Below are 25,445 nucleotides of genomic sequence, written 5' to 3' on the forward strand. Positions count from 1 at the left end.
TCATATTTCCTTTTCTATGTTCTTCAGATATGCCAATGCCTTCTTTGCCGCTGTTTTTCCGTCGGGAACAGGCAGACACTCGACAGATATAAAGCCGGCATAGTTAATATCTTTTAGCGCAGACAAATACGAAGTAAAATCGAGGGTGCCGCTCCCAGGATAGAAGCGGGTGTTGTCCGCCACGTGAAAATAGCCGAGGCGGGCTCCCGAAACATGAATTGCATCAACGGGATCCTCTTCCTCGATGTTCATGTGAAAGGTATCCAGGTGGACATAGCAGTTGGGAATCTCCCAGGCATCGAGAAACTCCACAGTCTCTTTAGCCGTAGTAAAGATATTCACCTCGTACCGATTAATGACCTCGATAAAAACCTTGACCCCTTTCTCTTCCGCCGCTTTACAGATAAGCCGGAGATTCCGGGCCAGACGATCCAAATACAAAGTTCTGTCGGCCCCATCGGGGATACGCCCCTTCAGCCAGCCTATAATCAGATTGGTTTTAAGATGAGCGGCCATCTCTATGTAAGAGTGCATCCCGGCCAAAGCGCTCTGGGTAATATAGGGCCTGTCATCAATAAGATTTACTTCTCCCTGGGTATTCAGGCGTCCCGTGACAACCGCGGAAATAGTAACATTGTATCGGGAAGCGGTTTCTGCGATCCTCGTATAATCCAGAAAAGCATCTTCCCGTGTATGTATTTCGATCGCCTGATACCCCAGCATCGAAGCAACCTCAAGATTCGAACAGATTCCCCCGCGTAACAAAATTGGTGCGGAATCGGGTGCAGAATCGGCACTTGACAGTGAATAACTCCAGTCACACATCGCAGCAACCTCAAACAGAATGTAATATATTAACCATACATTTAATTTATTTATTAAAACTGAAATTATTGTAAGTCACAATAATTTACCTGTCAACAAATTTTTACATACATAATCCCACCGTTTATTCCGTCCATGGCGGTGTGGTAACTTGTTACAGGAAAAAACATTATAGAGACGGGAAAAGAAATGTCCAAGATAATTTGCAATACGATTTCTTATGAAATAAGCTATGTATAGGAGATTCAAGTGGTAATGTCGTTCATTTACAATAAAAATATCAACCTATAGGATATATAATAAAGTAATGATGAATATCATTATGGACACTGAATCTATTTCTTGGCATAGTTACACGTGTACTTTATTGAAACTAAATTTGCATGCAAGGGGTTATTATGGGTGATGATGTCGATGTTGCTAAAGTGAATCTGACCCTCGGATCACGAATTCGAGCTCAGAGAAATAAACATAACATGAAAATATCCGAACTTGCCGAGCTGACAGGCCTTACATCAAGTACCATTAGTCAAGTTGAGCGGGCCTTAATCTCACCATCGATCGCAACCTTAAAGAAGATCTGCGATGCCATGAATATTCCCATCAGCTTTCTTTTTGATGGCGTGGAAGAGAACAACAGCCAGGCCGAAGAGAATGTGGTAACGCAGGATACGACACAGGCCGATATACCCTTCCACCTTAAAATGTTTACATCGGTAAACCTGATGGGGCTCTCCCCGGTAGTCCACAAAGAAAATCGAAAGTTCCTTTCGCCGGGACCGGGTATACGTTTCTATCTGCTAAACCCCAACCTTGCCGGTCCTATTGAGTTGATCTATAACGAATATGATCCGGGAACAAGCACCGGTCCCCTGCCCTATGTGCACCCCGGTAGCGAATGCGGCTTGATTCTCTCGGGTGAACTGGTCGTGGAGATAAAGGGGGAAAGCTACAGATTGACTGAGGGGGACAGCATAACCTTCAACTCTACCGAGCCTCACATGAAGCGAAACGAATCGGATGTCATGTGTACCTGTATTTGGGCAAACACCCCCCCCTGGTTTTAAGCCTCCGGCAGAGAAGCAAAGCCCAACAATATGAACTCTACATTCGAATTATATATTTTTGTTTTCCTTATAGAATTTGTTTGCTATTTTATCAAAGGCCTTGCCGGTTTCGGGGACCCCCTTATTTCGACCCCGCTTCTATCCATGACAATGGACAATTCGGTTATCTCACCGCTTAACCTCTGTCTTGCTACTCCGGTCAATGCATATATGTCCTGGCAGAATCGTAAGGCCTTTTCGATCCGTACCTCCCTGTTCATCATCCTGTGCATTCTCTGCGGGGTTATCCCCGGTACAATGCTGCTAAAGTATGCAAGCTCCTGGCTTCTTAAGGCCTTCCTGGGCATACTTGTCATCGGTATCGGTATAGAGATGATAACGAGAGACCGGACGAAAACGATGCACCCGAATAAAGTGGTCCTGGGAATCGTTTCATTTTGTTCGGGAATCACCGCTGGCCTCTATGGTATCAATCTCTTCTTTGTAGCCTACATCGAACGGACAAGTAAAAACCGTCAAGCCTTTCGCGGAAATATTTGTTTCGTCTTTTTGATTGAAAATATCTTCAGAATTGTCACGTATATCGTAAGCGGTCTTCTGACAAAAAGCGTAATGATGCTGGCCCTTGCGGCACTGCCCGGCATGGCTTCCGGATTCACCTTAGGATCGGTGGTTGATAAGAAACTCGGCGAACAGGCGATACGCCGTGTCATCATTACTATCTTTATGGCCGGAGGATTCAGCATTTTTATAAAGGCACTTATTTTTAGAGCGTGAGGAGAAGCAGGGGAAGGGTTTCAGACTTTCTGGTTCAGAAAATAGAGCAGGATTTCCTTGTCGTTGTGGAAATCCATCTTTTCCATGATTCGGGATTTGTAGGTACTCACGGTCTTGGGGCTAAGGCAGAGATTTTGCGCTATGTCACTGTTGCTGATTCCCGATGCCAGCAGCAAGAGCACCTGCAATTCCCGATCGGACAGTCTCTCGATAGGCATATTGCCGCCGGTGCCATGGAGGCGGTCGGCCATCTTTTCCGCAATATTTCTGCTTACATAGCATCGCCGGTTCAGAACCGTTTTCAGGGCATAGCCAATCTCTTCGATAGCGGAACTCATCATAAGATAGCCGGTGGCACCGGCTTTGAGGGAACGCTCGGCAAAGTGCTCCTCGTTCTGCATGGTGAATACAAGAACCGGAATACCAATCTCATGGTCTCTGAGGGATTTGATGAATTCAAGTCCGCTGCAGGAACGAAAGATCAACTCCATAATGATAAGATCACACTCCCGCAGCTCATCGAAAACGTCGCCTTCACCGGTATAACAATCGATAAAGGCGACGGAAGAGAAGCTCTCAGTCAGCAGCTTTGTGAGAGCATAGTTGATAAACGGCGAGTGATCTACCAGTGCTATTTTCACGGTGTTCGTTTTCCCGACTCTTCCTTGTATCGTTTAAGGGCATCATGATAGGCAGGAATTCCTGCCGTTGCACCTATCTTTCTGATGTTCTCTCCGGCCACCACCGTCGCAAAAAGGGCGCAGGCCGCAAGGTCCCATCCATTCAGTAGGCCGCGAATAAATCCGGCGACATAGGAATCACCGGCTCCGGTGGTATCGACGACCTCTCCGAAATCCACAGGAGCGACAACATAACCGTCGGCGTCCGCAGGCTTCACATAACTGCCATCGTTTCCTAGCTTTATTATGACATGTTTTGCACCGGCTGACTGCAAAAACCGGGCAATTTCCTCGGGACTATCCTTTTGGGCGATCTCTTTCGCCTCACCATAGCTGGGTAGAAAATAGTCGATATAGGGAAGACTCTCCCGAATTCCACTGAACCACCTGTTGCTTCTATCCCAGGAAACGTCCACCGTGGTAAGCTTTCCCTTCTCTTTCGCATACCGGAGTATCTTCGCCACATTCTCACCATCCAAAAGAGGCAGAGTATAGAGCCCCCCGACATGGACAATTTTCGCATTATCAATGGCATCCCACTTAATATCCTCGATTCCAAGGTGATTATTGGCCCCCGGATAGAAGAGAAAGCAGCGTTCGCCGTTCTTCCTGATCAACGCCACGGAAGAGCTGGTTGAATCGCCTTCTGCAACAACCAACCCCGAGCTATCGATGCCGCAGGATTTGATCCTGCCTATGAGCAGTTCACCGAAGATATCGGCACCGATTTTTCCGTTGAAAGCCACATCGACATCCAACTTCGAAAGGGCAACCGCGACATTGAAGCTGTCTCCCCCGGTATTCAACTGAATTGTTTCAACCTCCTGCGTATCGATCCGAAAATCGACCGCTTCCACGGGGCGGACAAGTATATCCGTAATGATCTGCCCGATGCTTACTACTTCACTCATGCTTATTCCTTTACAGATCCTGCCAACATTCCTTCAAGTAAATATTTCTGTAAAAACAGCATGATGATCACAGCCGGAACAAGACTGATGATACCGCCTGCCGTCAACAGACCCATGTCCAAAGCGAACTGACCACTAAGAGCCGCCAGGCCGACAGGCAGCGTCCAGGTATCCTGAGTCTGCATGAAGACCACGGTAAACAGATATTCATTCCACGATGAGAGAAAACAGTAGGTTCCTACCGATACCAGTCCGGGTAAGGCAACGGGAAGAAAGATTTTTATGTACGAGGTGATAAACGAACAACCGTCGATCATCGCGGATTCTTCTATCGTGGGAGTGATTTTGTCGAAATAGTTTTTCAACGCCCACGTGCAGAACGGGATTGTTATTGTCAGGTAGCATATCTCCAGCCCGGTAAAGGTTCCTAAAAGCCCGATCCGCTTTACCATCAGAAAGAGAGGAATGAGGACCAGCACCGCTGGAAACATCTGAGAGACCAGCAAATAACGGAGAAAAAACTCCCGCCCTTTAAACTTGTAGCGCGAGAGAGCATAGGCTGCCATGGAAGATATCACGAGAGTGACGACGGTATTATAGAGCGACATGATCAGGCTGTTTTTTATAAAGGTGCCGAATTGTATCTTTTCCCATATCTTCACATAGTTTCCGAAATCGAAAGTCTCCGGAAACAGGGTAATCGGGGTTTGAAACATCTCGGCCCTGGTTTTGATCGAGGTCAAAAAGAGCCAGATCACAGGGGTAAGGATAAAGAGCAGGGCCAGGACCACCAACAGGTTCACACCCACTGCAGAGAAGAATCGTTTCGTTTTGGTATTACTCATCGTCTTCTCCCCGCTTTTTGAGAAACACCATCATGATACCAAGAAGTACGACAAGGAAGAGGCACATAAGAACGCAAACGGCTGTCGCATAACTTATCTTCATGTCGACAAAAGCAAGCTGCCACACATAAAGGGGAAGAGTCAGGGTATGATGGGCAGGGCCTCCCTTTGTCAAAACAAGAATGATATCGATGAAATTGAAGGCTCCGATAAAGCCGTAGAGACTGAGGGTCAGAATCAAGGGCTTTAGTAACGGCACGGTGATTTTGCGAAACGAGGTAAAGCTCCCTGCGCCGTCTATCATGGCAGCCTCGTAGAGTTCGTTCGGAATGGTCTGCAGGCCGCCGAAGAGCATCACCATGAAAAAGGGAGCCCCCCGCCAGACATTCACCAATACAACGGAGATGAGCACAAACTGCGTGCTTGCCAGCCAGGGGATGGGAGCGCTAATAATATGCATACGCAAAAGCATTTGATTTATCAGCCCGACCGAGCCGTGATACAACCATTTCCACATGATGGCCGCGAGGGCCCCGGGAAGCATCCAGGGAACGAGAAACAGTGATCGCAGAACCGTTTTATTGATGAGTACCTGTTTGCTTTTCAACAGCAGGGCAAGAGCAAAACCGAGGCCGAATTGAAAGACGATGGAATAGACCGTCCATCTGATGGTAATGAAAAGGGACTTCCAAAGAACCGGATCGGAGAGCGCCTTGCCGTAATTACGAAAGCCGGAAAAATTGCCTGCACCCTTGCTGATAAAATCAAGATCAAGGAACGAGTAGCGTACGGTGTTGACGATCGGAATAAGAATGCTTGTCAGCATTATCAGAACTATAGGCAGCAAAAAGAGCCTGTAATTCGTTTCGTAGTACTTGTGTTTGCCGTTCATAATCATTTTGGTAAAGCCGCTCTCCCGCCGAAAGACACGGCGGAAGAGTCGGCATACATCATAGCCTCTCCTGCTATTCGTTCAGGGCTGCGGTCATTGCACTCTGAAGCTGCGCAAGGCATGCCTCCGGTGTAATCTCTCCAAGAAGTGCACTCTGAAAAATCGGCGGAGCAACCGAGCGTTCTATAGAGACCCATTCCGGTATTTGCGGCGGAGGAGTGACATTGTCTGCGTCCGCGGCCTGGAGGCTCTCTACAAACACCTTGATAACGGGATCCTGTTTCGCAAGCTCCTGCGCCTTTTGGGTAACAGGAAGGCCATTGCCCTTATCGACCGCCCAGATCTTCTGGGCCTCATCCGAGACCAGATACTTTGCAAAAAGCAAGGCCTCTTGCGGATGCTCCGTGGTATTGAAAATTCCAACGGGGCAGCCGCCGATGTGACAGGCGTTCTTCTCCCGTTTCGGTTCAAGAGCAACACCCCAATTGACCGACGAATCATACATGTTCCCAAGGTTCCAGGGGCCGTTAAACATCATGGCCACCTTCCCGGACAGGAAATACTGCTCTTCGCCCACATAGTCTACCGAAGGGGTATCGGGTGGAACAACCTTGTATCGTTGAAAGAGATCAAGATAAAAGTTGAGCCCTTCAAGATTCTTCTTGCTGTCTACGATAACGTTCCGGTTGGAATCGACCCATTCCCCGTCTCCTGCGGCAAGCATAAACTCCCTGATGGGAATGGTAAGGGAGACATCACCCCGTGTCACGAATCCCCATTGGTCGATGACACCGTCGCCGTCGGTATCCTTCGTCAGTTTCTTCGCATCGGCAAGAAACTCTTCCCAGTTTTTCGGAGGCGCGGCATTGCCGTCGGCATCAACGATTCCGGCTTCGATGAAAAGATCCTTGTTGTAGAACATGACATTGGAACCGGCAAACCAGGGGATTGCATAGAATTCGCCATTGTACTTGGCCTGGGAAACGCTGACTCCGCATATGTCGTTGAGCCTGTCCCAACTTTTCAGTTCGCCGTCAAGGTTCAGGAGAATCCCCTTCTCTCCATAGTCCGCGGCCCCGGTCTGATTGAGCTGCGAAAGATCGGGAAGTGTTCCGGCCGCTATGGCCGTCATGGTCTTCTGTTCCACACTGTCCCACGGAGTCAGAACAACATTCACCTTGATTCCCGGATGCTGCTGTTCGAACGACTCGACGATCAGATCCATTGCTTCGACATTCGAGGGACGAGTATCACGCATCCAGAATTCGAGCTCGACGACACCATCACGTTCCTGTTTCCCACCTGCAATCACAAAAGAGATGCACAGGAGGGCAAACATCGCCACCAGACAAAGTCTTTTCATACCCTTACTCCTTCTTTTTATCTGCTATCTTTGCCAAGAGAGCAGACTGATTTTATGATCAAGGACCTTGGCCACTGCCTCTTTTCCCGCGGAAAAGATTTCGACAGGAGCAACAAAGTCTTTCGTTTTCGTCGTTTCCTTTATTGACTGCTGAAATGCATTCATGAGATCAAAGCCGATATTGAGTTTACTGATGCCAAGGCGGGCCATTCGCTTTACATCTTCATCGGGAACCTTCGATCCGCCATGGACAACAATCGGTTTCGAAGCCAGGGACAAAATCTTCTCCAGCCGCTCGAAATCGATTACCGGCGCCTCGGAATAGACCCCGTGGGCTGTGCCGATCGCAACGGCCAGGGCATCAACGCCTGTCTTTTCGAGAAAATCGGAAACCATGGCAGGGTCCGTCATATGCGATGAAATCTCATCTTTCCCCTCGGTTCCCAAAACGATCTGCCCCAGCTCGGCCTCAACGGTGACGCCTTTCGCATGCGCATATTCGACAATCTCTCGTGTCAGTTCGATATTTTTCTCATAGGGATGGGCCGAGAAATCGGCCATGACCGATGAAAATCCGGCATCGATACAGCCTTTCAACAGTTCGGTTTCGCAGCCGTGATCAAGCTGCAGGGCAATAGGAACCGATGCGTTCTCCGCACCGGCCTTCGTCATGGCAACCGCATAGTGCTTCGTAAGGTGGTCGAGGTCGTTCTCCCAGTAAATCTGCACCACGGCGCCGACCCCGTTTTTTTCCGCACAATCGATGACCGCCTGGATCATCTCCATGTTGACGACATTGAAGGCTCCGGCCGCATAGCCGTGTTCCTTGCCGTGGCGAAGGACCTCGTTCAAGTTAGTGTATGGCATCCTTTCTCCTCTTGTTCAGCTTTTCAGCCTGTTTGTAATATTTCTGATATCGCTGGCTATAGTATTCTTCATACTCTTTCTGTGGGTGGACCTTGACAAAGCTGGGCTGGATGGTCGCTTTTATCTCTTCCCAATCCCTGTATATTCCCGTACCGAGAAAGGCAATCTTTCCCACCCCGATGAGGGTGGAGACATTCTCCACATCGATGAGTATGGCGTGATTCAGCGTGTCCGCCTTTAGCTGGGTAAAAACATCGTTTCTGGTCATTCCTCCTGTCATGAAGATTGAATAGTGCTGTACCGAATATTCTTTACAGTAGAGTTCCAGTATCTGCCTGAAATTAAAGGATATTCCCTCGTAGATGCTGTAGGTGATCTCTTCGGGAGTGGAGCGGGGGGTCAAGTCGAACCAGATTCTCTTTTCCAGGTAGTTGTTATTTACGAAGGTATTCGGGATATAGATTGGTGATTCCAGGTTTCGATGCGCAATAAAGTCCTTGATGCTGTACTGATCGGTGATCCAGTTCACCAATCGCCCGACGCTCCCGAAATGGCCGAGGGTGATATACTTGTGATCCAAAAAGCCCGGATAACAGGAGAAGCGATTGCTCTCCTTGATATTCGGCGGTATGAACCGCTCATCCGTAACGCTGATAAGCCCCTCACCGATTCCCGTCGAATCGATAATCTGATTCTTGTTGTCGATTCCCATGGCGGCGGCAATACAGCTCCGATCGTGTCCTCCCAGGACAACGGCCACCGTGCCATCCAGATGCAAAGCTTCTTTGATCTCGCTTTTCATATTTCCGATTACCGTCCCGGGCATACAGGGTTCGGAAAGCTGATCGGTCCTCAGCCCGGTATAGGAGAGGAGCGGCGCCGACCACTGGTAATCGGTGATATCGAAAAGCATGGTTCTGGAGGCTATGGTGTAATCGGTAAAGAAAGCACCGACGAGCTTGTAGTTTATATAATCCGCGATACACACCCATTTGTGCATGGATGTGAAAATTTCTTTCTGATGTTCCCTGAGCCACAGGATTTTATGGATCGAAAACATCGAATCAAGAGGCATACCCGTAATCCGAAAGAGTTCTTCACTACCGATATCACCGGCAAGCGTCTTCGCCTGTTCCCTGGCCCTGCGGTCCATCCAGCTGATTGCGGTGGACAAAGGGGTGCCATCCTGTGCAACGGGGAAGCCGACCTCTCCCATGCTCGACACGGAGATCGCCGCGATATCGCTTTTGTGCTTTGATTCAAGATTACGAAGAGAATCCCGTATGCAGGAAAGGGTGAGTGCCCAGATTTGATCGGGATCATATTCGACGACACCGCTGCTGCCGCGTATGAGCGGTATCTCCATATCCGCGGCAGCCACGAGCTCACCCTCTTCAAGCAAGACCCCGGTACTTATGTGCGAACTTCCGATATCGACACAGATAATATTTCTCATGCATACCTCACCAACATCATCGATGGTAAAGCATCTATGAGATTTTCATATCAGACGGCCATGCAGGTTTATGTCGGATTCCTTTATCCGCTCCTGTAGGAATCGGCTTACAAGCCGCTTCCCTCCGACTCGGGAGTCGTATCTCCGAGTATCTGAAGCAGGGCTGCGGCGGAAAGCCCCTTGCCGATGGGAGAAGCACTTTCGGTATTATAGCTCAGGGTGAGCGCGGAATCGATGGGAGAAAGCAGAAGCGGACGCAACTCATGTTCGACGGTATCGAACAAAAATCGATTACCGTCGATGATAGGGCCGCGAAAAAGCAGAGCCTCGGGGTTGAGAACATTGCAGATATCGGCAAGCTTTGCGGCAAGGGCCTTTGCCGCATAGGTAAATACTTTTTGCGCAAAGCGGTCGCCCTGATTTGCAAGATTGATGAGGGTTTTGATGGTGACATCTTCCGCGCCATCTTGATGATGGATGATACCGCCCGAGTTGACCACGCTGCCGATCATATTCCGGAACGAGCGAATAAGGTTTGACTCCGAGGTTACGGTCTCAAGACAGCCGTTTTTTCCGCAATAGCAGAGCTCATCTGAGAGCTCCGTCTTGGTGTGGCCTATTTCCCCGGCGTAAAACGACGCCCCGGTGTAAAGCTCCCCCTGCAAGAGCAAGCCCAAACCGGTTCCTTCTCCAAGCCACAGGAGCAGCATGTTTTCAAAGGCTTTTCCGTCGCCGTAATACTTTTCTCCCAGTACCGCTGCATTTGCGTCGTTCATCATAAAGGTGTGGATACCGTATGCAGAGCCGATGGCATCGGTTATCTTAAATTCCTGCCATGTTTTGGACGCATAGAAGCTGTGGGAAATTCCCTTACGGGGATTGATATAGCCGCCGATTGCCAAGCCGATGGCAATGGCCCGCATATCTCCCCCTTTCGACGACGCATGCCGTTGTTTAACCTGGCCGATCACCTGATCGATAACGGCCAGAAAGGCCTCGGGAGAGATATCCGATTCAAAAGGGATCTTGTCGGAAGAGCACAATTCCACCCCATGGGGATTTACCAAAATGGCCTGAATCGTCCTGCCGACGACAATGGCAACGACATTTCCCAGGCCGGTGGCAATGCGGAAGGAAAGGGTCCGGCCGCTGCCTCCGGGTTCCTGCATAAGTATTCCCGATTCAACAAGGAACTGGGTGTACTTGATGACCGAGGCCATGGTATAGCCGGTGCATGTCACGATCTCGGACCGGGTCATGGCGCCGTTTGCAAGAATGAATCGAAGGATTTCCGACGACCGCTGCCTTCGCAGCAGCGACAGGTCGTTCATCTTTTTCACCGAACTCTCTTTTCTCATCCCTTAATGGCTCCCGACAGGAGGGCTTTTGTCAGATAGCGGAAACTTAAAACACCGATAAACATTGGCGGCAGTATGCTCAAGGTAATGGCCGCAGCGGTTTGCCCCCAGCGGATACCAAAAGAAGTAATAAAAAACGTCGCCCCAACCGTAACGGGAGTCGCTACCTTTGTTGTGAGTATAAGCCCAAATAAAAACTCATTCCAGGCATAGATGAAGCTAAGTACCGAGACCGACGCAAGGACGGTTGTCGCAAGCGGAAGGATGATCATCCGCATGGTCTGAAAGGTGCTAGCGCCGTCCACGAAGGCAGCCTCTTCAAGTTCGATGGGCAAATCCTGGAAAAAGCTCAGCAGCACCACCAGGGCAAGGGGGAGATTAATGAGACAGGATAAAATCGCCAGACCGAGAACCGTATCCAAAAGGCCGACCGACTGGAACATAAAATAAAAGGGGATGGCAAAGATAATCAAGGGGAAGGTCCGAAGGTTCGTTACAAAGGGCAGAAGGAATTTCTTTCCGACACCATGGCGGACCATCCCGTAGGCCGCTGGAAGGGCCAGGAGGATTGAAAACAGTGTACCAAGAAGTGCGAGACCGAAACTATTTCTCAGGTATGTCCCAAAATGAAGTGACGGCGAGGTAAGAACTTCCGCATAATTGGCAAGAGTCGGCTTAAAAAAAAGGAGCGGAGGGGAAGCGGATATTTGGGCAGGCGTTTTTAGAGAGGTTGCGATCGTCGCCAAGAGCGGCAGATTACAGATAAGAACCACCAGAACATAACAGATAATACGTAATGTTTTTTTCATCGTTATTTCCTTGTAATCTGTCGCATGGAGAAAATCAGCGGTATCAGAAATACGATAAGAAGAACCATGGCCGCAGCAACGGCCGTTCCTATCTGCTCCTGCTGAAAAAACGACTTATAGATAAAAATACTCAGGCTGGTAGTCATCCGCCCTGGTCCCCCTCCGGTGAGCACATAGATATGATCGAAGACCCTGAAGGAATCGACAAACCTGACAAAGGCCGCAATGGAGATATTCGGCAATAAAGCAGGGATTGTGATATACCAAAAGACTCCCCACTCGGAAGCACCATCTATCCTGGCGGCCTCGATAACATCCCCGGAGATGGACTGTAATCCCGAAAAAATAATCAGGAAGGCAAAAGGCGTCCATTGAAGAATCTCGATCGTCACGAGCGTTCCGACGATCCAGGGAGGATTCAGCAAGCTAACATAGATTCCGAACATCTGCATGATTTGTGAAATCGGCCCCACGAATTCGTTCAAAAGAAGCCGGTACATGATTCCCATCAGGACAGGGGCGATCATCAAAGGCAGCATGATGAAGGTCAGAAGAATCTTATAGCGCTCGAGCAACGGAGCAAGTGCTATGGCAAGCCCAAGCCCGAGAAGGACTTCGAAGAATGTCGCTACAATTGCAAATTTGGCACTGAACCAGAAACTGCCCCAAAAAGCAGGAGAAGTCAGCACCTCTTTATAATGTTGAATGCCGATAAGCCTCGGCGATCGTATGGTCCGAAAGGTGACATCGCTGAAACTGTATATGATATTTGTAACAAGCGGATATCCAAGCGTAATAAGCAAAAACAGCGCCAGGGGCGCAATGAAAAGATATTTTCTGTACCGGGTCATGCTACTGGTCATGCTCCCCCTCTTTCTACTCCGAGATTATAAAAAACGGGCGACGCTTTGTCGTCACCCGTTTTCCAACATTATTTATGTATCGATTCCTTCATTCGCTGTTCGGTATGCGCCAGGGCCGTGTCGATCGACTGGTCCCCGGACCAAACGGCGGAAAACTCTTCTGCCATAACCTCATAGACGGGCACGGCATAATCGGCTGTCCCGCCGTTCACAACATAGGCATATCGCTCCAGATACTCTGCCACGGTCGGAAATTCGGGTCTGATATCGGCAAGACTCGAAAGCACCATCGAAGCGGGAGGGCTGCCGCCTGCTCTGCCGTAAATCTCCATCGCTTTGTCGCTGAAGAGATAGTCGACGAATTTACCAGCAGCCGCTTTATGGATGCTTGCCGCATTCATGCCGATTCCCAGGCTGTGAACATGGGTCCGATGGCCGAGGCTTCCGGCAGGAAGCGGAGCAACCCCGATTTTGTCGTAGACCGAAGGGGAGTCATCGGGATTTGTAAGGGTGGAATAGGCGGCGTTCCACTGCAACATCGAAGCGACCTGGCCCGCCTTGAATGCCTCATTCGATTCGGCAAACTCATAATTGAGGCTCCCCGGAGGCGTGGCTTTGTTATCGATAATCATCTGGTAAATCTCAAGTCCGCGTTTTGCTTCAGGACTATTGATGGTGATATTCCCCGCCTCATCCATCCAGTTGCCGCCATTTGAAACCATGGTGCTCTGCCAGATCATGATATTGAAAATCAAGTTCTTCAGCTGCAGTACAGTACCGAAGGTCGTTGGCGATTCGGGATTAATCGACTTGGTAAAAAACAGAGTGGTGGCAAGATAATCGTCCCAATCCCACTGCGCCGGGTCTTTCGGAGAAAGTTTCTTTCCCAGATATTTCTGTGCTATGGCAGTATAGCTGCTCTTCCAGGAAGCGTCCGTAAGCAGCCTATGCATCAAATCCTTGCGATAGATAGTGAAGTGCAGACTGACATCGGTCGGCACACCGTACTGCTTACCATCCAGTGCCAGAGAATTAAGGGTTGCAGGAATAAACGTCTTGCCGGGATCGCTGGTAACATAGGAATCCAGCGGTTCCAGATAGGGAGCATAGCGGCCAAGGCTATAGGTGGTCACCAGATTCAGATCGAACTCCGTGCTACCTGCAGCCATATCCGCAAGAAGTTTATCATAAAATCCCTGCCTGCTAAAAAGGAGCATCTCTACTTCCACATTATCTTTTATTCCCTGATCTGCATTGTAGGCATCGAGCACCTTCTGCATTGCCTCGCTCTCCGGCCCCGGCCAGAAAAGGAAGGTCACCTTTTCTCTTCCTGCTTCCGCTTCCGACTGACCACCGGCCCAGAGCACTCCCGTTACCAATAAAAGAGCGACAAAAAGCCCCATACTCTTTTTCATAGACACTACCTCCTTGCAATTATATGGATATTATACATCTCATAAGAATTCAGTCAATTATTAAATGTAAAAATTATATTTATATCGTGATTATATATTATCAATTGTTAAAATATACATTTCATGGTATGGTATGACTCATGAATACGATACATACAAAAGAAGCCATACGGAATTACCTGGAAACTTGCACGACGCAGCTCTATGATAATATTTTGCCTTTTTGGCTCCAAAACGCCCCTGATACGAAACACGGCGGATTTTTTCATCAATTTGATCGAAACGGAAGCCTGAATTCCCAAGAAAAAGGGATTTGGGTCCAGGGCCGCTTTACCTGGCTTCTGTCATGGTTAGGTAACAACGCCGGTTCGGAAAAAGAGCGTAGTCGTTATCTTGGCCTGGCGGAAACAGGGGCGCGATTTCTCCTCGACCACGCAATAGCCCCAAACGGACGCTGCTACTATCTGCTCGGTCGATCGGGAGAGCCGCTCAGGCAGCGGCGATACCTGTTCAGTGAGGTATTCACAGCGCTCGGCCTTCATGCATACGGAAGTGTCGCAGGGGATAAAGAGAGTGTGGAACAAGCCAAACGGCTCATCGAAGTGATTGAGCATTATCTCGCGCATCCCGAGCTTCTCGAAAGCAAGTACCTTCCGGGGGTCGTATCCCTGCGTTCGCACTCCATGACCATGATCATGATCAACCTCTTCCAGCAGATGCGCTCGCAAAGTACGAACGACGAAGTGAAAACAGGATTAACCAAACGGATCGAAAAGCAGATCGACGAATTCCTTCGTTACTTTTTCCATCCTTCGGAAGAGGTTGTACTCGAATTCAGCGGCCCCGAGGGCGAGATCGTGGACACACCTGCGGGGCGGGAAATCAATCCCGGTCACAGCCTTGAAACAGCCTGGTTCCTCATGGAAGAGTATCGCTACTCCAAAAACCATCTCTACCTCGATCGGGCCATGAAGATAATCGACTGGGCATTTGCACGGGGCTGGGATACACGCTACGGCGGTTTCTTTTCATTTCTCGACCTCTATGACCACGATTCTCCGCACATCGAAGCGACCATGAAATACTGGTGGCCCCATACCGAGGCCCTTTACGCATCGCTGCTTGCCTACGCGCTCTCAGGGAAAGAGAGCTACGCGGATTACTTCCTGCAAGTCGCCGACTATCTCTTCGGCAGCTTTCCCGACCCGGACTATCCCGAGTGGTTCGGATACCTAAGCCGAGACGGTGTCCCAACCTCGGGTGCGAAGGGTAACCTCTGGAAGGGGCCCTTCCATATCCCCCGGAGCCTGAAACTCTGCCTGGAGCTGCGCCCCCTCCTCGACCTATAGCGAAACGGGACTTGGGAAAAAATGAAGAATGTGTCATTATCATATGGTACATTCGACAATGAAAAGCAGTGGATTTATAACAACATGCAGGGCCGTGTTCCTTATCTGCATCATCTTTTTCTTCCGGGTGATTGCGGCAAATGCACAAACAGGAACACAAGGGGCCCCGCGTTCCGTCTTCTCGGAACTCAGGATCCTCAAGAGGGCCTATCCCAATACACTATTTTCCATCTCCTACGACACCATGGTGGAGGACTGGAAAATCACCATAGAGGCCAATGAGAAGAGCACCTCACTCTATTGGGCGGACGGCCGCTATGTAAAATCCGATCAGTATGATGAGAAAGAACGCTACCGCCTTCTCATCTATCCGTACCGGATAGAGCTCATGGATCCCGCAACCCTTTCGCCAGAACAGATAGCCGCCATCGAATCCTTCGGCTCAACGGAACGGCGCAGCAAGGCGCCGGTCTCGAACACCGCCTTCTTCGATGCCATCTACGATAGCGCAACGCGCAGCTCGGTCGAAAGCCATATCGTAACGTTCACCTTTCTGGGAAAACAGATTAATGTGCACGAGAAGATCACCGGCCCGCTCAAGCGGGTCGAGACCACGATCTTGCAGCTTGCCCGAAACGACAGCGTGGTAAAGGAGTTCACGGAGAGCATTGCGAGCATGCACGGTTACGCGTGGCGAGAGGTCCGCGATACCGCAGGGCGCTCCTTTCACAGCATGGGGCTGGCACTGGACATGCTGCCTTCTCAGAGGGAGGGCAAAGTCATATACTGGCTTTGGGAAAAAAACAGCGGGAACGAGACATGGATGCTTGTGCCGCTGGATAAACGGTGGATGCCTCCCGATTCGGTTCTCTCGGCTTTCGAAGAAGAAGGCTTTATATGGGGAGGGAAATGGCCTGTTTGGGATAATATGCATTTTGAATATCGACCCGAACTCATCATCTCTGCCAGAGAAAACCAAAGGAAAAGCGAATGACCCCATCCCTGGTTGCGAAAAAAAACGGTACGCTCTTCTTTACCAGCAACGGTCGCTGGCTCTATCCCCTGTTCGAATTGGAAGAGGCATGCCTGCATAACAATATCGCCCCCTCGGATCTGTGTGTCGAGGATTCCATCGGAGGCATTGCCGCCGCAGGAATGATGCTGCATCTCGGCGTGAGAGATGTCCATATCCGCATCCTGAGTCGGCTGGGCCTCAATTATTTCAGGCAGCATGGAATCACCCCGGGCTGGGACCAGCTTGTCGACAAAATCAGCTGTAAAACCGAAGAGATGCTATCGGGCACGATGACTCCGGAGGAGATCTACATCTTTTTGAAAAAGCGGGCGGGCCTTACCGGGGGGATTCCCGTGGATATCGAAGAACTCTATGTCGGCTATGGACGCCATAAGGTACTGAATGGGCTATCGCTCCACATGGATGCAGGAGAGGCCCTCATCATCCGCGGCAGCAACGGATCGGGGAAGACCACCCTTTTACGAAGCCTTTTGGGGCTGCAGCCGATCGCTACCGGAAGCATTCGTCTTAACGGCGAATCAATCCAAAGCCCCGACTGGAACAAGCACCGCTGGATGTGCGGTTATGTGCACCAGGGACAGGTCACGAACGACTTCCCGATCTCGGCCAGGGAGGTTATCGAGATAGGCCTCTCAGGCAAGGCGGCAAAAAAAGAGGAGGCCGCAGCGAAGATCGAGATTGCGGCCCGAAGGACCGGCGCCTTTCCCCTCCTTGATCGCCCCTTCCACGAGCTCTCCGGCGGAGAAAAGCAACGGGTCAACCTGGCCCGCTGCCTCTGTCAGGATGCCAGGCTCATTCTCCTGGACGAACCATCATCCTACCTGGACAAGGAGGGGAGAGCGGTCCTGAAGGAGCTTCTCGAAGAGATGAGCAGAACCGTTATTCCCACCATTCTCCTCGTCTCCCACGATGCCGACTGGACCTCCGCCCTCGGCTGGCCGGAGAGGTCTCTGGAGGGGGGACAACTATGTTAGAGCTGCTGCAACTTCCCCCTGTCTGGAAGGGGCTTTTGCTATTGGTGGCAGGCGGGTTCCTCTTTCCCGTCACAGGTGTCTACATCGTCCGTATGAACCTGCTTTCGATCCGTTTCATGATGATGCATTCACTCATGCTCGGAGGCGCCATCGCCCTGGCCGCAGACCTTTCACCCGTCGGCGTAACAACGGCGGTGAACGTCCTGCTGGTATTTCTGCTCGTATGGCTCTCCCGAAGCGGCGGCATGGAGATGGGCAGGGTCAACCTCTTTCTCATGATCCTGAGTATCGGCCTTGCCAGTATCCTTATGTACGCCTTCCACGTCCCGGCGAAGGATACGATGAATCTGCTCTGGGGCAGCCCCTTTACCGTCGGCTGGGATGATTTTATCTCGGTCGGGCTTCTGGGCCTGGTCGTGATCGTTTATCAGGCCCGCTATGTCCGCCAGATCCGGGCGGTCTTCTTCGACCCGGACATTGCCTTTACCTCCGGGGTCAATGAAAGTGCACACACCTATTTCATTGTCGGACTAACGGCCCTTGCGGTTGCGGCCGCCATGAAGCTCATGGGTGCCTTTCTCATGGATGCACTTATTCTGCTTCCGGCCATCATTGCATCCTCCCAGGCTTCCAGCATGAAATCGGTCTTTCTCCGGGCCTCCTTTCTGGGAGCTGGCCTCAGCCTTACCGGCTTCTTCGTCGCATTGCTTCTGAACTGGCCGGTGAGTGGAACCATTGCCGTTTTAGCCTCCATCGTTATGGGGATTAATCTAATAAAAAGGAGATGTTATGCGTAAGTTTTTATTGATCTGTTTTGTCGTCCTGATGCCCTTCTCACTTGCGGCACAAAATGTCGTTGCCTCCACCAGCTGGACCGCCGCCTTTGCCATGGCAGCCGGCGCCGACTCAGTCACCTTCCTCGCTCCGGCGGAGATGACCCACCCTGCAGAATACGAGCTCATGCCTTCCGATATTCCGAAAGTGGCCAAGGCCGACTATTTTGTGTATGCAGGATATGAGGTAATGATGGACGAAATCAACAAAACCCTTTCGGGCGACAGCTCAAAGGGAATCCAAATCGTCACCCAGTACGATTGGGAGACCATGGAACAGTCGGTTATGACCATTGCCAGACGCATGGGAACCATAGAGAAGGCAAAGGAAAACCTTGAAGCATTACAAGCCTTGTACGAACAGGCGGCACAAAAAGCAAAGGAAAGCGGTCTTGCCGGGCAGAAGGCCCTTGTCCATCGCTACCAGGTGCCCTTTGCCCAAACCCTTGGGCTTGAGGTCGTCGGCAGCTTCGGCCCCCAACCCCTGACCCTCGGCCAGATCAATCAGTTCAAGGATTCCGATGCCACCATCATCCTGGACAACATTCATAACCCCATTGCAAAGCCCCTGCAGGAGATCCTCCCCAAAGCGACATGCTTCACACTCATCAATTTTCCTGGAACCAAGGGAACAAAAACCATCAACGATGTAATTTCATACAATCTTACGGTGGTGACAAAAAAATAGTTGCAGCCGATCATAACCCGAGGCCGGTACTAAGCTACTAACGCCGGTCGCGGGTTCGGTCACGATGCTATACCGGTTATAAACCTTCATTTTTCACTACATGATCTATATCCTGCAAGCCAAGTCCAATATATTCTTTTTCATATTCTTTATAGTTCTTAATCAAATTCTGTGACTTTTCCTTTAACTCGGTTATGTTAATTTTATCTTTATTCAACTTTACTTCTGCCATCTTTATTCTTTTATTCAATTCATCAATGCAGACTATATCGATTTCATTCTGATTCCCTTTTTCCCAGTAATTTCCTATCTCCATATATTTCCCAGAGTTTCGATAGATTTCCTGATAAAGTTTTTCAAGTATAGGGCCACTATAACTTTTCAGAGTTTCTTTCAATTTATTTCGTATATATTCATAATTATTATTCTCAATGGCCGTTCTATATTTATATACATATCGAAACCAGAATTTCAAAAAATTATCACTTATACAATATTTCTGGATTCTTCCCGTTGGTTTTGCTCCTATAGGCTTTATCTTTCCAACGATATTATAATCAGTTACTAATTTCTCTAAATACCCTCCAATGTCCTTTTCTAATATTGATTCAATTTCACTTCGTGAAGTTCGTCCTTCTGATAGAAGCTCTAAAATAGAAAAATAGGTTCCATATTCTTTCCCAAATTCTTCTATTAGAATCGTTCGCCCTTCCTCTATGAACGGTGAATCTACTTCAAAATAAAATCTCAATATTTCTTCTTCACTAAATTTCTTATTTGCTAATAATATTTCCTGATAGCGTGGAACCCCGCCTGTAAGTAGGTAGTTTATGAATAAGTTCTCATTACTATATCTATTCTCATCTTCCAATATTTCTTTTATTACATGTGGAGGGAATGGTTTTAGATACATTACTCTATCTGCCCTTCCAAATAGAGGTTCTTTACTGTCCTTAAATATTTTAGTCATTAATGAATAAACTGATCCTATACAGATGAGGTGTATATTTGATGTATCCTTATATTGATCCCATACGTTCTGTACGTCTGAATATACTGATCGGTTTATTTGGAAAAACTCCTGAAATTCATCTAATATTACAACAATTTTCTCGTTCTGACCGATATCCATTATTATCTTGAATACATCTTTAAACCTACGAACGTTTCCGTATATAGGGATATCGAACTTTTCTTTTATTGCCTGAGTAAACTCCTCACACAGAAGTACCTCATCTTTTTTTGAAACAAACAAATATAGAGTTTTTTTTCCTTTTGAATAAAGTTTTGACAGCGATGTTTTCCCTATTCTTCTTCTCCCCGTTATCACTGTCATTATCGATGTATCTCGGACTTGTTTATATTGTGTTTCGAGTATTTCTAATTCGCGTTCTCTTGCATAGAATTTCATTCCAAACCCTTATATAGTAATATATATTACTGTAACATGTGTTACTATATATTACAATCGAAAATATCCCTAATGATGAATTCGGCTGCTTATCGGCTCGACTCCGGACAGATAAGCCGTCACTCAAGTGCGGGGGGGCCCAGATTTCTTTATTGTCGCCCGTATCCTGCTCAGTGAAACCGCAGTTATCCCCAAATATGAGGCTATATGGTATTGGGGAATCCTTTCTTCATAACCGGGATAATCCTGGAGGAAGCGGAGGTACCGTGTTGTCGCATCATCGAGCAGCAAAGATCGCTCCCGCTGCTCTTTTTCTATAAACAATTTCGTAACATAATTCTTTATCAATTCATTCCAGCAGGGGTGGCCCTTTTCGGCCCTCCGATAATCATCGAAACTTGCACTTGTATACAAGACTTCGGAATCCTCCAGCGCCTGGATGGAATACCAAATTTCTTTCTTTTCAAGAAATGGAGAATATCCGGAAAGAAACTGACCTGTTCTTCGAAACGACAAGGTCTTTTCATTTCCCGAACTATCGATACAGTAGACTCTGAAAAAACCTGAGTAGATGAATGCGAGGCTACTTGTACTGTCCCCTGCCCGCAGGAAAAAATCATGTTTATCAATACACTTCGACCGCAGCTTCGTTATAATCATATCCATCTCTTCATCAGGGATATCTGCATATTTCCCCAATTTTTCAAAGAGAAAGGCCTTTATATCTGCAGTCATTTAAGTACCCTCGATATCGATGTTCCTATTTTCGTATGGAACAAATATAACAAAAAAAGCTATTTCGCTTAAGAACACACTCAAAAAGAAGCGTAAACACAAGATAGGTACTGATCGTTGACAACCCCCACACAAGGTAGTGATTCATGTTGCTCTTTAACAGAAAGAAGTTGATAAACGTAATAATAGCATAGTGAAACACATACAAGGCGAAAGAACTTTTGGAAAGATATGCTAAAAGGGGGCTATTCTTGTAGAAATGGGTTTTGGCGAATCCCAGAATAAAAAGAATTAATGCATAAGCGGCTATTCCCCACAACATAGCAACAAGCACCTCTTTGCCGTAGCCCTCGGGAATAAAAGAACAAAATCGCTTTACGTAGAGATATACAAGGCTTGATATCGCTCCTATGGTTCCGTACAGTTTGCTATGCCGGGCCATAACCCTAAAAATATCCTTCGACTGTCCCATGATGTAGCCAAAAATAAAAAGAGAAAAATACACTGCCTCGTTGGCCCAATCACCAATAAGCGATTGATAACCGGGGAAAAAGGGTCGCAGGCTCATCTCGAATATGACAATCACGACTCCCGGAAGTAAAATACTGTATTTTCCTGCAAGAAATCCGTTGATCTTTGCAACTATGCCTAACCTCTCCTTCAGAAAGACACAGATCGGAAGGCCGATAAGTGAGAAAACAAAAAGGTAGCCGCAATACCAGAGTTGTGCCCAAAAAAGATACTGGTGCAATTTCAGAAAAAATTGGGGATAAAACGCAAAGAAAGAACCGGTAAACCCGTACCTGGTGGTGGCAAGGACATACCCGGAAAGAGGGCCGATGGTCAAAACCAGAAAAACAATCGGTAAAATCAGCCGCTTGAACCGTTCGACAATAAACTCCTTCGGAGTTCTCTTTCTTAGCCCCAGATATACCGAGATTCCGGAAATGAAAAAAAGTATTCTCATAAACCAAAGGTTGAGGAAATCGGACATCAGGATATAGAACCACGAGTCTATCTTAGGTTCGATATAGATATAGGCATGCCCGATGTGGGAAAAGCTTACCGCCGTATGGTATGGCACCAATAACAAAACGACACTCACTTTGATCCAATCCAGGAAATATTCTCGTTGCGTGCCTTTTCTTAGGATCTGTTTCTGTTCGATCATATTCAATGTGCCCCTTGTAGACATTGTTTAGATAGAACGTACAGAAACCTAACCATAAAATCATTAACATAGGATAATAGTTGGCACGAATACGATCACTGGTAAGAGGAAAACCGGATAATAGAGGGATCGGGCTCTGCCGGATTTGGGCTGGTAATGGTCTCGACCAACATCACCAACGCACCGGGGAAGTATTCCACCATCATGTTGGCATTGGCCGGTTCGTTTTCAACAGCAAAAACTATGTGCTCGTTTTCGGCAAGACGGCGACAGGCATCCTGTTTGAAAGAGAGATCGGGTATGGCTGCATCCGGCTTAAAAAGAAAGCGGGTATGTTCATCGACGGGGATATTGTGGGCCTGAAACGAAGCGATGGTCCCGGCACTCATATTCTCCTTGTCCCTGCCGGTAAGATAGACGATTGTCAGGCCCTGTTTCCTAATCGCCTGCAAAAATTCCCTCACACCGGCATAGGGCCTATCATAGGCAAGGTAGGAATCGGTAAAAAAACGCTGCCGCCAGAATCGACGGAGCGCCCGGGATTCCGCGTCGGTAAGCTGGATGCGACCGGAAAGGGGGGTAAAGACATTCCAGCCGCACGCCTCCGGCCCGATCGTATCAACTATCGGCCGTAAGCAGGGAATAATCGAGACTGCCTCCTTAAGAATTTGGTAATTGCGGGGGATGGTATCCATCACCGTGCCATCGATATCAAAGAGGGCAATACCTTCCTGCAGATGCAGGCCCAGATACGTCTCAATCCATTGAAGGCTTATTCCCGAAATATGGTTGTCTGCTGTGGGTTCAGGCTTCCGGCTCAAGGCTGAACTCCCCCTTTTCTGTTACTACTATTGCATGACAACGCCAAAATTCTATGGCGGATGATAACTGATCGAGGGTGATGGCGGGATCATGGATCTCCCGTGGAGCGCTGCGTCCCGGATAGATCGTATGAATAAGGAAGCTATCTTCTTTTCTCCAGCCCCACAGGCACACCCAGCGTGTAAGTTCCTTTTCGGCAAAGATGAGATGAGAAGGGATAGCCCGCCCCCGTCTAAATGCCCAAAAGGATTCGTCCTTCTTGTCTGCTTCGGGGCGAACTACTTTCAGGCCGCTTCGTCCGACAGGCTCTTCCAATTCACACTCCAAAACAATGGGCTTATCGCTCTTCGATGCAGCCTGAAAGGGAGGCAGAAAGCCATGCAGCTCCTCTAATATCTCCCCGACCGGTCGAATAAAATCATCTTGATGTGCCTCAAAGTGCTTGGGGTCGGCCCATTGCCAGCACACGGTTTCCGTAGCTTTTTTCATTTCAACCCCGAACTCATATAGCCTTCCATAAATCGCTTTTGGAAGATAAGGAAAAGAACGACAAGGGGCAAAGCCACAATCAGTGTCGCCGCAGACATCAATCCCCACTGAGCTCCGATCTCTCCGAGCTGCGTAAAACGGGCAAGCCCCACCGTCAGCGGCCGGGAGGCATCACTGCGAGTGATGATAAGGGGCCAAAGCAGACTGTTCCAGTGCCAGTTTATCGAAGATATCGAAAAGGCTATCACCGCAGGAGTGGCCATGGGCAGGTAGATGTGCCAAAGGATACGGTACCAGCTGCAACCGTCGACCAGCGCGGCGTCGCCATAGTCTCTGGGAATACCAAGAAAGCTTTGACGCAGGAGAAAGACACCAAAGGCGCTTCCCCAAAAGGGGACAGCCATTGCCGCGATGTGGTCATACAGGCCGAGGACCCGGATGGTCTGGAAATTCGGTACCAGCAGCGCAACGGTGGGAATCATCATCTGCGTAAGGATGAGGGTGAATAAGATGCGCTCACCACGAAAGCGATAAAAGGAAAAGGCAAAGGCAGCCAGGCTGCTGGTTACCAACTGGACAGCAAGGACCATGACAACCAGTATCAGGGTATTACGGAAATAGAGGGCAAAGGGAGCCAGAGAAAAGGCCCGCAGGTAGTTTCCAAGGCTCAAAGCCGAACCAAACCAAATCTGTCCACGGGCAAATGGCTCGGAAGCAGGCCGAAGGCTTGCAATCAGCGACCAGATGAGGGGCATGGACCACAGAAGGGCAAGGCAGAGGCCAAGGGCGGCCGCAATCCAACGCAGTACACGTGCGCTAACCCGGGGCTGTTTTTTCGAGCCGGAACTAACAGCATGGATATCAGACATCCTTCGACCTCCCTTCGCTGAAGATGAAATTCGCAATGGTGAACATCAAAAGAACGAGGATCAGAATCACCGTAATGGCCGAAGCCTGTCCCACATTCAGGCTCTCAAAGCGTACCTGCCAAAGGTGGTAGAGCAAAAGGGAACTCCGCTCGCTGGGGCCTCCCTGGGTCATCACGAAGACATGGTCCACGGTTCGAAAGGCACCGATAACGGCCACGGTAGTGACAAAAAGGGTGGTCCTTCGCAGCAGCGGCAGGGTAAAGCGGAAAAAGGTGATCACAGGCCCCGCCCCTTCGATTTCCAGGGCTTCATAGACATCCTTCGGGAGATTTTGTACCCCGGCAAGATAAAAAATCATATAAAATCCCGTATCCTTCCAGAACGCAACGATAACCATCGCCCACAGGGCCATGTCGGGGTTTCCAATCCAGTTTTCCGGCCCCGAATAGCCGAAAAGGCGAAGAAACGAGTTAAAGAGACCATAGTCGGGGGTAAAAAAGAAAAGCCAGATCGTTGCGGCAGATACCATGGGAAGGATGGTGGGATGAAAAATCGCAACCCTGAGCCTGGCAAAACGCTTTTTTCGCAACCAGAGGGCGAGAAAAAGCGAGGCCACAACCATGGCGGGAACAAGAACCACCACGTAACGCACCGTATTGGACATGATGAGCCGAAACTGCTGGCTTTCAAAGAGATCCCGGTAATTTCCCAAGCCGAAGAACTGAGGATCCCGATACTTTGGAATGTTGAGACGATGCTGATACAAGCTGCCGACGATACTTGAGATACTGGGATAAACGGTGAAGATGAGAACAAAAACCAGCGTAGGCAGAATCAAAAGATAGGGAAGGAGGGGGTGTGATTTTCGAATCATGGGCACTCCGAACCGCCCCCGCCACCAGCCCCGAAGGGACCGGGTGCCGGTAAGCGGGAATGGTGT

At 49.0% G+C, this 25,445-nt stretch carries 26 protein-coding genes; 7 read left to right on the forward strand and 19 right to left on the reverse strand.

The annotated features are described in order from the left end of the window. The gene (locus tag F459_RS0114880) at positions 1-825 is read right to left on the reverse strand and encodes a sugar phosphate isomerase/epimerase family protein (RefSeq protein ID WP_020613515.1); all 825 of its coding nucleotides are present in this window, start codon (positions 823-825) and stop codon (positions 1-3) included. Between the two features lie 398 nt (positions 826-1,223). Here F459_RS0114880 and F459_RS0114885 point away from each other — a divergent pair, with 398 nt between their 5' ends. Next, entirely contained in the window at positions 1,224-1,892 is a 669-nt protein-coding gene (locus F459_RS0114885) for a cupin domain-containing protein (RefSeq protein ID WP_020613516.1), read from the forward strand. A gap of 30 nt (positions 1,893-1,922) precedes the next feature. Next, a complete protein-coding gene (locus F459_RS0114890; RefSeq protein WP_020613517.1) occupies positions 1,923-2,669 on the forward strand; it encodes a sulfite exporter TauE/SafE family protein in 747 nt (248 codons plus the stop codon). 20 nt (positions 2,670-2,689) lie between these two features. Here F459_RS0114890 and F459_RS0114895 read toward each other — a convergent pair whose 3' ends face one another. From F459_RS0114895 to F459_RS0114945, 11 genes are all read right to left on the reverse strand, one after another. Then, positions 2,690-3,310: a LuxR C-terminal-related transcriptional regulator gene (locus tag F459_RS0114895; protein ID WP_020613518.1), complete on the reverse strand. Its 621-nt coding sequence runs from the start codon at positions 3,308-3,310 to the stop codon at positions 2,690-2,692. After that, positions 3,307-4,260, reverse strand: coding sequence for a carbohydrate kinase family protein (locus F459_RS0114900; RefSeq protein ID WP_020613519.1), 954 nt, complete (start codon positions 4,258-4,260; stop codon positions 3,307-3,309). Before F459_RS0114900 ends, F459_RS0114895 begins: the two co-directional genes overlap by 4 nt. A 2-nt stretch (positions 4,261-4,262) precedes the next feature. Next, positions 4,263-5,105 (reverse strand): carbohydrate ABC transporter permease, encoded by an 843-nt coding sequence (locus F459_RS0114905; RefSeq protein ID WP_020613520.1) that lies wholly within the window; start codon positions 5,103-5,105, stop codon positions 4,263-4,265. Beyond that, entirely contained in the window at positions 5,098-5,931 is an 834-nt protein-coding gene (locus F459_RS0114910) for a carbohydrate ABC transporter permease (protein WP_169517954.1), read from the reverse strand. The genes F459_RS0114905 and F459_RS0114910 overlap by 8 nt, the downstream gene beginning before the upstream one ends. A 139-nt stretch (positions 5,932-6,070) precedes the next feature. Further along, complete coding sequence (locus F459_RS0114915; protein ID WP_020613522.1) at positions 6,071-7,360, reverse strand: ABC transporter substrate-binding protein; 1,290 nt, start codon at positions 7,358-7,360, stop codon at positions 6,071-6,073. Between the two features lie 24 nt (positions 7,361-7,384). Next, on the reverse strand, positions 7,385-8,227 hold the full coding sequence (locus tag F459_RS0114920) for a class II fructose-bisphosphate aldolase (RefSeq protein ID WP_020613523.1): 843 nt from the start codon (positions 8,225-8,227) through the stop codon (positions 7,385-7,387). Further along, positions 8,214-9,683, reverse strand: a complete 1,470-nt coding sequence (locus F459_RS0114925) for an FGGY-family carbohydrate kinase (protein ID WP_020613524.1) — start codon at positions 9,681-9,683, stop codon at positions 8,214-8,216. The genes F459_RS0114920 and F459_RS0114925 overlap by 14 nt, the downstream gene beginning before the upstream one ends. A 107-nt stretch (positions 9,684-9,790) precedes the next feature. Beyond that, positions 9,791-11,041 (reverse strand): ROK family transcriptional regulator, encoded by a 1,251-nt coding sequence (locus F459_RS0114930; RefSeq protein ID WP_020613525.1) that lies wholly within the window; start codon positions 11,039-11,041, stop codon positions 9,791-9,793. Further along, positions 11,038-11,850, reverse strand: a complete 813-nt coding sequence (locus F459_RS0114935; RefSeq protein WP_020613526.1) for a carbohydrate ABC transporter permease — start codon at positions 11,848-11,850, stop codon at positions 11,038-11,040. The genes F459_RS0114930 and F459_RS0114935 overlap by 4 nt, the downstream gene beginning before the upstream one ends. Positions 11,851-11,852: 2 nt before the next feature. Then, positions 11,853-12,713 carry a carbohydrate ABC transporter permease gene (locus F459_RS0114940; protein WP_020613527.1) on the reverse strand — a complete coding sequence of 287 codons (861 nt, stop codon included), beginning with the start codon at positions 12,711-12,713 and terminating at the stop codon, positions 11,853-11,855. 68 nt (positions 12,714-12,781) lie between these two features. Continuing rightward, positions 12,782-14,128 (reverse strand): ABC transporter substrate-binding protein, encoded by a 1,347-nt coding sequence (locus F459_RS0114945; protein WP_020613528.1) that lies wholly within the window; start codon positions 14,126-14,128, stop codon positions 12,782-12,784. A 140-nt stretch (positions 14,129-14,268) separates the two neighbouring features. On the opposite strand from F459_RS0114945, the gene F459_RS0114950 reads away from it, so the two are divergent. From F459_RS0114950 to F459_RS0114970, 5 genes are read left to right on the forward strand one after another with little or no spacing between them, the layout of a single operon-like run. Further along, the gene (locus F459_RS0114950; RefSeq protein WP_020613529.1) at positions 14,269-15,477 is read left to right on the forward strand and encodes an AGE family epimerase/isomerase; all 1,209 of its coding nucleotides are present in this window, start codon (positions 14,269-14,271) and stop codon (positions 15,475-15,477) included. A 58-nt stretch (positions 15,478-15,535) separates the two neighbouring features. Beyond that, entirely contained in the window at positions 15,536-16,471 is a 936-nt protein-coding gene (locus tag F459_RS0114955; protein WP_020613530.1) for a M15 family metallopeptidase, read from the forward strand. Continuing rightward, positions 16,468-17,487, forward strand: coding sequence for a DUF1893 domain-containing protein (locus F459_RS0114960; protein WP_020613531.1), 1,020 nt, complete (start codon positions 16,468-16,470; stop codon positions 17,485-17,487). The genes F459_RS0114955 and F459_RS0114960 overlap by 4 nt, the downstream gene beginning before the upstream one ends. After that, complete coding sequence (locus tag F459_RS0114965; protein WP_013253327.1) at positions 17,481-18,284, forward strand: metal ABC transporter permease; 804 nt, start codon at positions 17,481-17,483, stop codon at positions 18,282-18,284. Before F459_RS0114960 ends, F459_RS0114965 begins: the two co-directional genes overlap by 7 nt. After that, positions 18,277-19,008: a metal ABC transporter solute-binding protein, Zn/Mn family gene (locus F459_RS0114970; RefSeq protein ID WP_013253326.1), complete on the forward strand. Its 732-nt coding sequence runs from the start codon at positions 18,277-18,279 to the stop codon at positions 19,006-19,008. Before F459_RS0114965 ends, F459_RS0114970 begins: the two co-directional genes overlap by 8 nt. A 76-nt stretch (positions 19,009-19,084) precedes the next feature. Here the strand turns inward: F459_RS0114970 and F459_RS0114975 are convergent, their stop codons facing one another. The 7 genes from F459_RS0114975 to F459_RS0115005 all read right to left on the reverse strand — a co-directional run bounded on the left by F459_RS0114975 (position 19,085) and on the right by F459_RS0115005 (position 25,379). Then, the gene (locus F459_RS0114975) at positions 19,085-20,419 is read right to left on the reverse strand and encodes an ATP-binding protein (RefSeq protein ID WP_020613532.1); all 1,335 of its coding nucleotides are present in this window, start codon (positions 20,417-20,419) and stop codon (positions 19,085-19,087) included. A gap of 123 nt (positions 20,420-20,542) precedes the next feature. After that, positions 20,543-21,154 (reverse strand): Crp/Fnr family transcriptional regulator, encoded by a 612-nt coding sequence (locus F459_RS0114980; RefSeq protein ID WP_020613533.1) that lies wholly within the window; start codon positions 21,152-21,154, stop codon positions 20,543-20,545. Between the two features lie 25 nt (positions 21,155-21,179). Next, on the reverse strand, positions 21,180-22,325 hold the full coding sequence (locus F459_RS0114985; protein WP_020613534.1) for an acyltransferase family protein: 1,146 nt from the start codon (positions 22,323-22,325) through the stop codon (positions 21,180-21,182). 95 nt (positions 22,326-22,420) lie between these two features. Beyond that, positions 22,421-23,146 carry an HAD family hydrolase gene (locus F459_RS0114990; protein ID WP_020613535.1) on the reverse strand — a complete coding sequence of 242 codons (726 nt, stop codon included), beginning with the start codon at positions 23,144-23,146 and terminating at the stop codon, positions 22,421-22,423. Further along, positions 23,130-23,636, reverse strand: coding sequence for a hypothetical protein (locus F459_RS0114995; RefSeq protein ID WP_020613536.1), 507 nt, complete (start codon positions 23,634-23,636; stop codon positions 23,130-23,132). The genes F459_RS0114990 and F459_RS0114995 overlap by 17 nt, the downstream gene beginning before the upstream one ends. Then, positions 23,633-24,505 (reverse strand): carbohydrate ABC transporter permease, encoded by an 873-nt coding sequence (locus tag F459_RS0115000; RefSeq protein ID WP_020613537.1) that lies wholly within the window; start codon positions 24,503-24,505, stop codon positions 23,633-23,635. Before F459_RS0115000 ends, F459_RS0114995 begins: the two co-directional genes overlap by 4 nt. Beyond that, positions 24,498-25,379 carry a carbohydrate ABC transporter permease gene (locus tag F459_RS0115005; RefSeq protein WP_020613538.1) on the reverse strand — a complete coding sequence of 294 codons (882 nt, stop codon included), beginning with the start codon at positions 25,377-25,379 and terminating at the stop codon, positions 24,498-24,500. Before F459_RS0115005 ends, F459_RS0115000 begins: the two co-directional genes overlap by 8 nt. Positions 25,380-25,445: the final 66 nt, after the last annotated feature.

The sequence above is a fragment of the Sediminispirochaeta bajacaliforniensis DSM 16054 genome (genome assembly GCF_000378205.1).
GTDB classification, from domain to species: Bacteria; Spirochaetota; Spirochaetia; order DSM-16054; family Sediminispirochaetaceae; genus Sediminispirochaeta; species Sediminispirochaeta bajacaliforniensis.

Coding starts and splice junctions, on each gene's coding strand:
- F459_RS0114910 (WP_169517954.1), bottom strand. CDS start 5,931: ATGCTGACAAGCATTCTTATTCCGATCGTCAACACCGTACGCTACTCG.
- F459_RS0114955 (WP_020613530.1), top strand. CDS start 15,536: ATGAAAAGCAGTGGATTTATAACAACATGCAGGGCCGTGTTCCTTATC.
- F459_RS0114980 (WP_020613533.1), bottom strand. CDS start 21,154: ATGACTGCAGATATAAAGGCCTTTCTCTTTGAAAAATTGGGGAAATAT.
- F459_RS0114885 (WP_020613516.1), top strand. CDS start 1,224: ATGGGTGATGATGTCGATGTTGCTAAAGTGAATCTGACCCTCGGATCA.
- F459_RS0114975 (WP_020613532.1), bottom strand. CDS start 20,419: ATGAAATTCTATGCAAGAGAACGCGAATTAGAAATACTCGAAACACAA.
- F459_RS0114995 (WP_020613536.1), bottom strand. CDS start 23,636: ATGAAAAAAGCTACGGAAACCGTGTGCTGGCAATGGGCCGACCCCAAG.
- F459_RS0114960 (WP_020613531.1), top strand. CDS start 16,468: ATGACCCCATCCCTGGTTGCGAAAAAAAACGGTACGCTCTTCTTTACC.
- F459_RS0115000 (WP_020613537.1), bottom strand. CDS start 24,505: ATGTCTGATATCCATGCTGTTAGTTCCGGCTCGAAAAAACAGCCCCGG.
- F459_RS0114965 (WP_013253327.1), top strand. CDS start 17,481: ATGTTAGAGCTGCTGCAACTTCCCCCTGTCTGGAAGGGGCTTTTGCTA.
- F459_RS0114935 (WP_020613526.1), bottom strand. CDS start 11,850: ATGAAAAAAACATTACGTATTATCTGTTATGTTCTGGTGGTTCTTATC.
- F459_RS0114940 (WP_020613527.1), bottom strand. CDS start 12,713: ATGACCAGTAGCATGACCCGGTACAGAAAATATCTTTTCATTGCGCCC.
- F459_RS0114930 (WP_020613525.1), bottom strand. CDS start 11,041: ATGAGAAAAGAGAGTTCGGTGAAAAAGATGAACGACCTGTCGCTGCTG.
- F459_RS0114985 (WP_020613534.1), bottom strand. CDS start 22,325: ATGATCGAACAGAAACAGATCCTAAGAAAAGGCACGCAACGAGAATAT.
- F459_RS0114970 (WP_013253326.1), top strand. CDS start 18,277: ATGCGTAAGTTTTTATTGATCTGTTTTGTCGTCCTGATGCCCTTCTCA.
- F459_RS0115005 (WP_020613538.1), bottom strand. CDS start 25,379: ATGATTCGAAAATCACACCCCCTCCTTCCCTATCTTTTGATTCTGCCT.
- F459_RS0114880 (WP_020613515.1), bottom strand. CDS start 825: ATGTGTGACTGGAGTTATTCACTGTCAAGTGCCGATTCTGCACCCGAT.
- F459_RS0114905 (WP_020613520.1), bottom strand. CDS start 5,105: ATGAGTAATACCAAAACGAAACGATTCTTCTCTGCAGTGGGTGTGAAC.
- F459_RS0114925 (WP_020613524.1), bottom strand. CDS start 9,683: ATGAGAAATATTATCTGTGTCGATATCGGAAGTTCGCACATAAGTACC.
- F459_RS0114920 (WP_020613523.1), bottom strand. CDS start 8,227: ATGCCATACACTAACTTGAACGAGGTCCTTCGCCACGGCAAGGAACAC.
- F459_RS0114900 (WP_020613519.1), bottom strand. CDS start 4,260: ATGAGTGAAGTAGTAAGCATCGGGCAGATCATTACGGATATACTTGTC.
- F459_RS0114915 (WP_020613522.1), bottom strand. CDS start 7,360: ATGAAAAGACTTTGTCTGGTGGCGATGTTTGCCCTCCTGTGCATCTCT.
- F459_RS0114890 (WP_020613517.1), top strand. CDS start 1,923: ATGAACTCTACATTCGAATTATATATTTTTGTTTTCCTTATAGAATTT.
- F459_RS0114945 (WP_020613528.1), bottom strand. CDS start 14,128: ATGAAAAAGAGTATGGGGCTTTTTGTCGCTCTTTTATTGGTAACGGGA.
- F459_RS0114950 (WP_020613529.1), top strand. CDS start 14,269: ATGAATACGATACATACAAAAGAAGCCATACGGAATTACCTGGAAACT.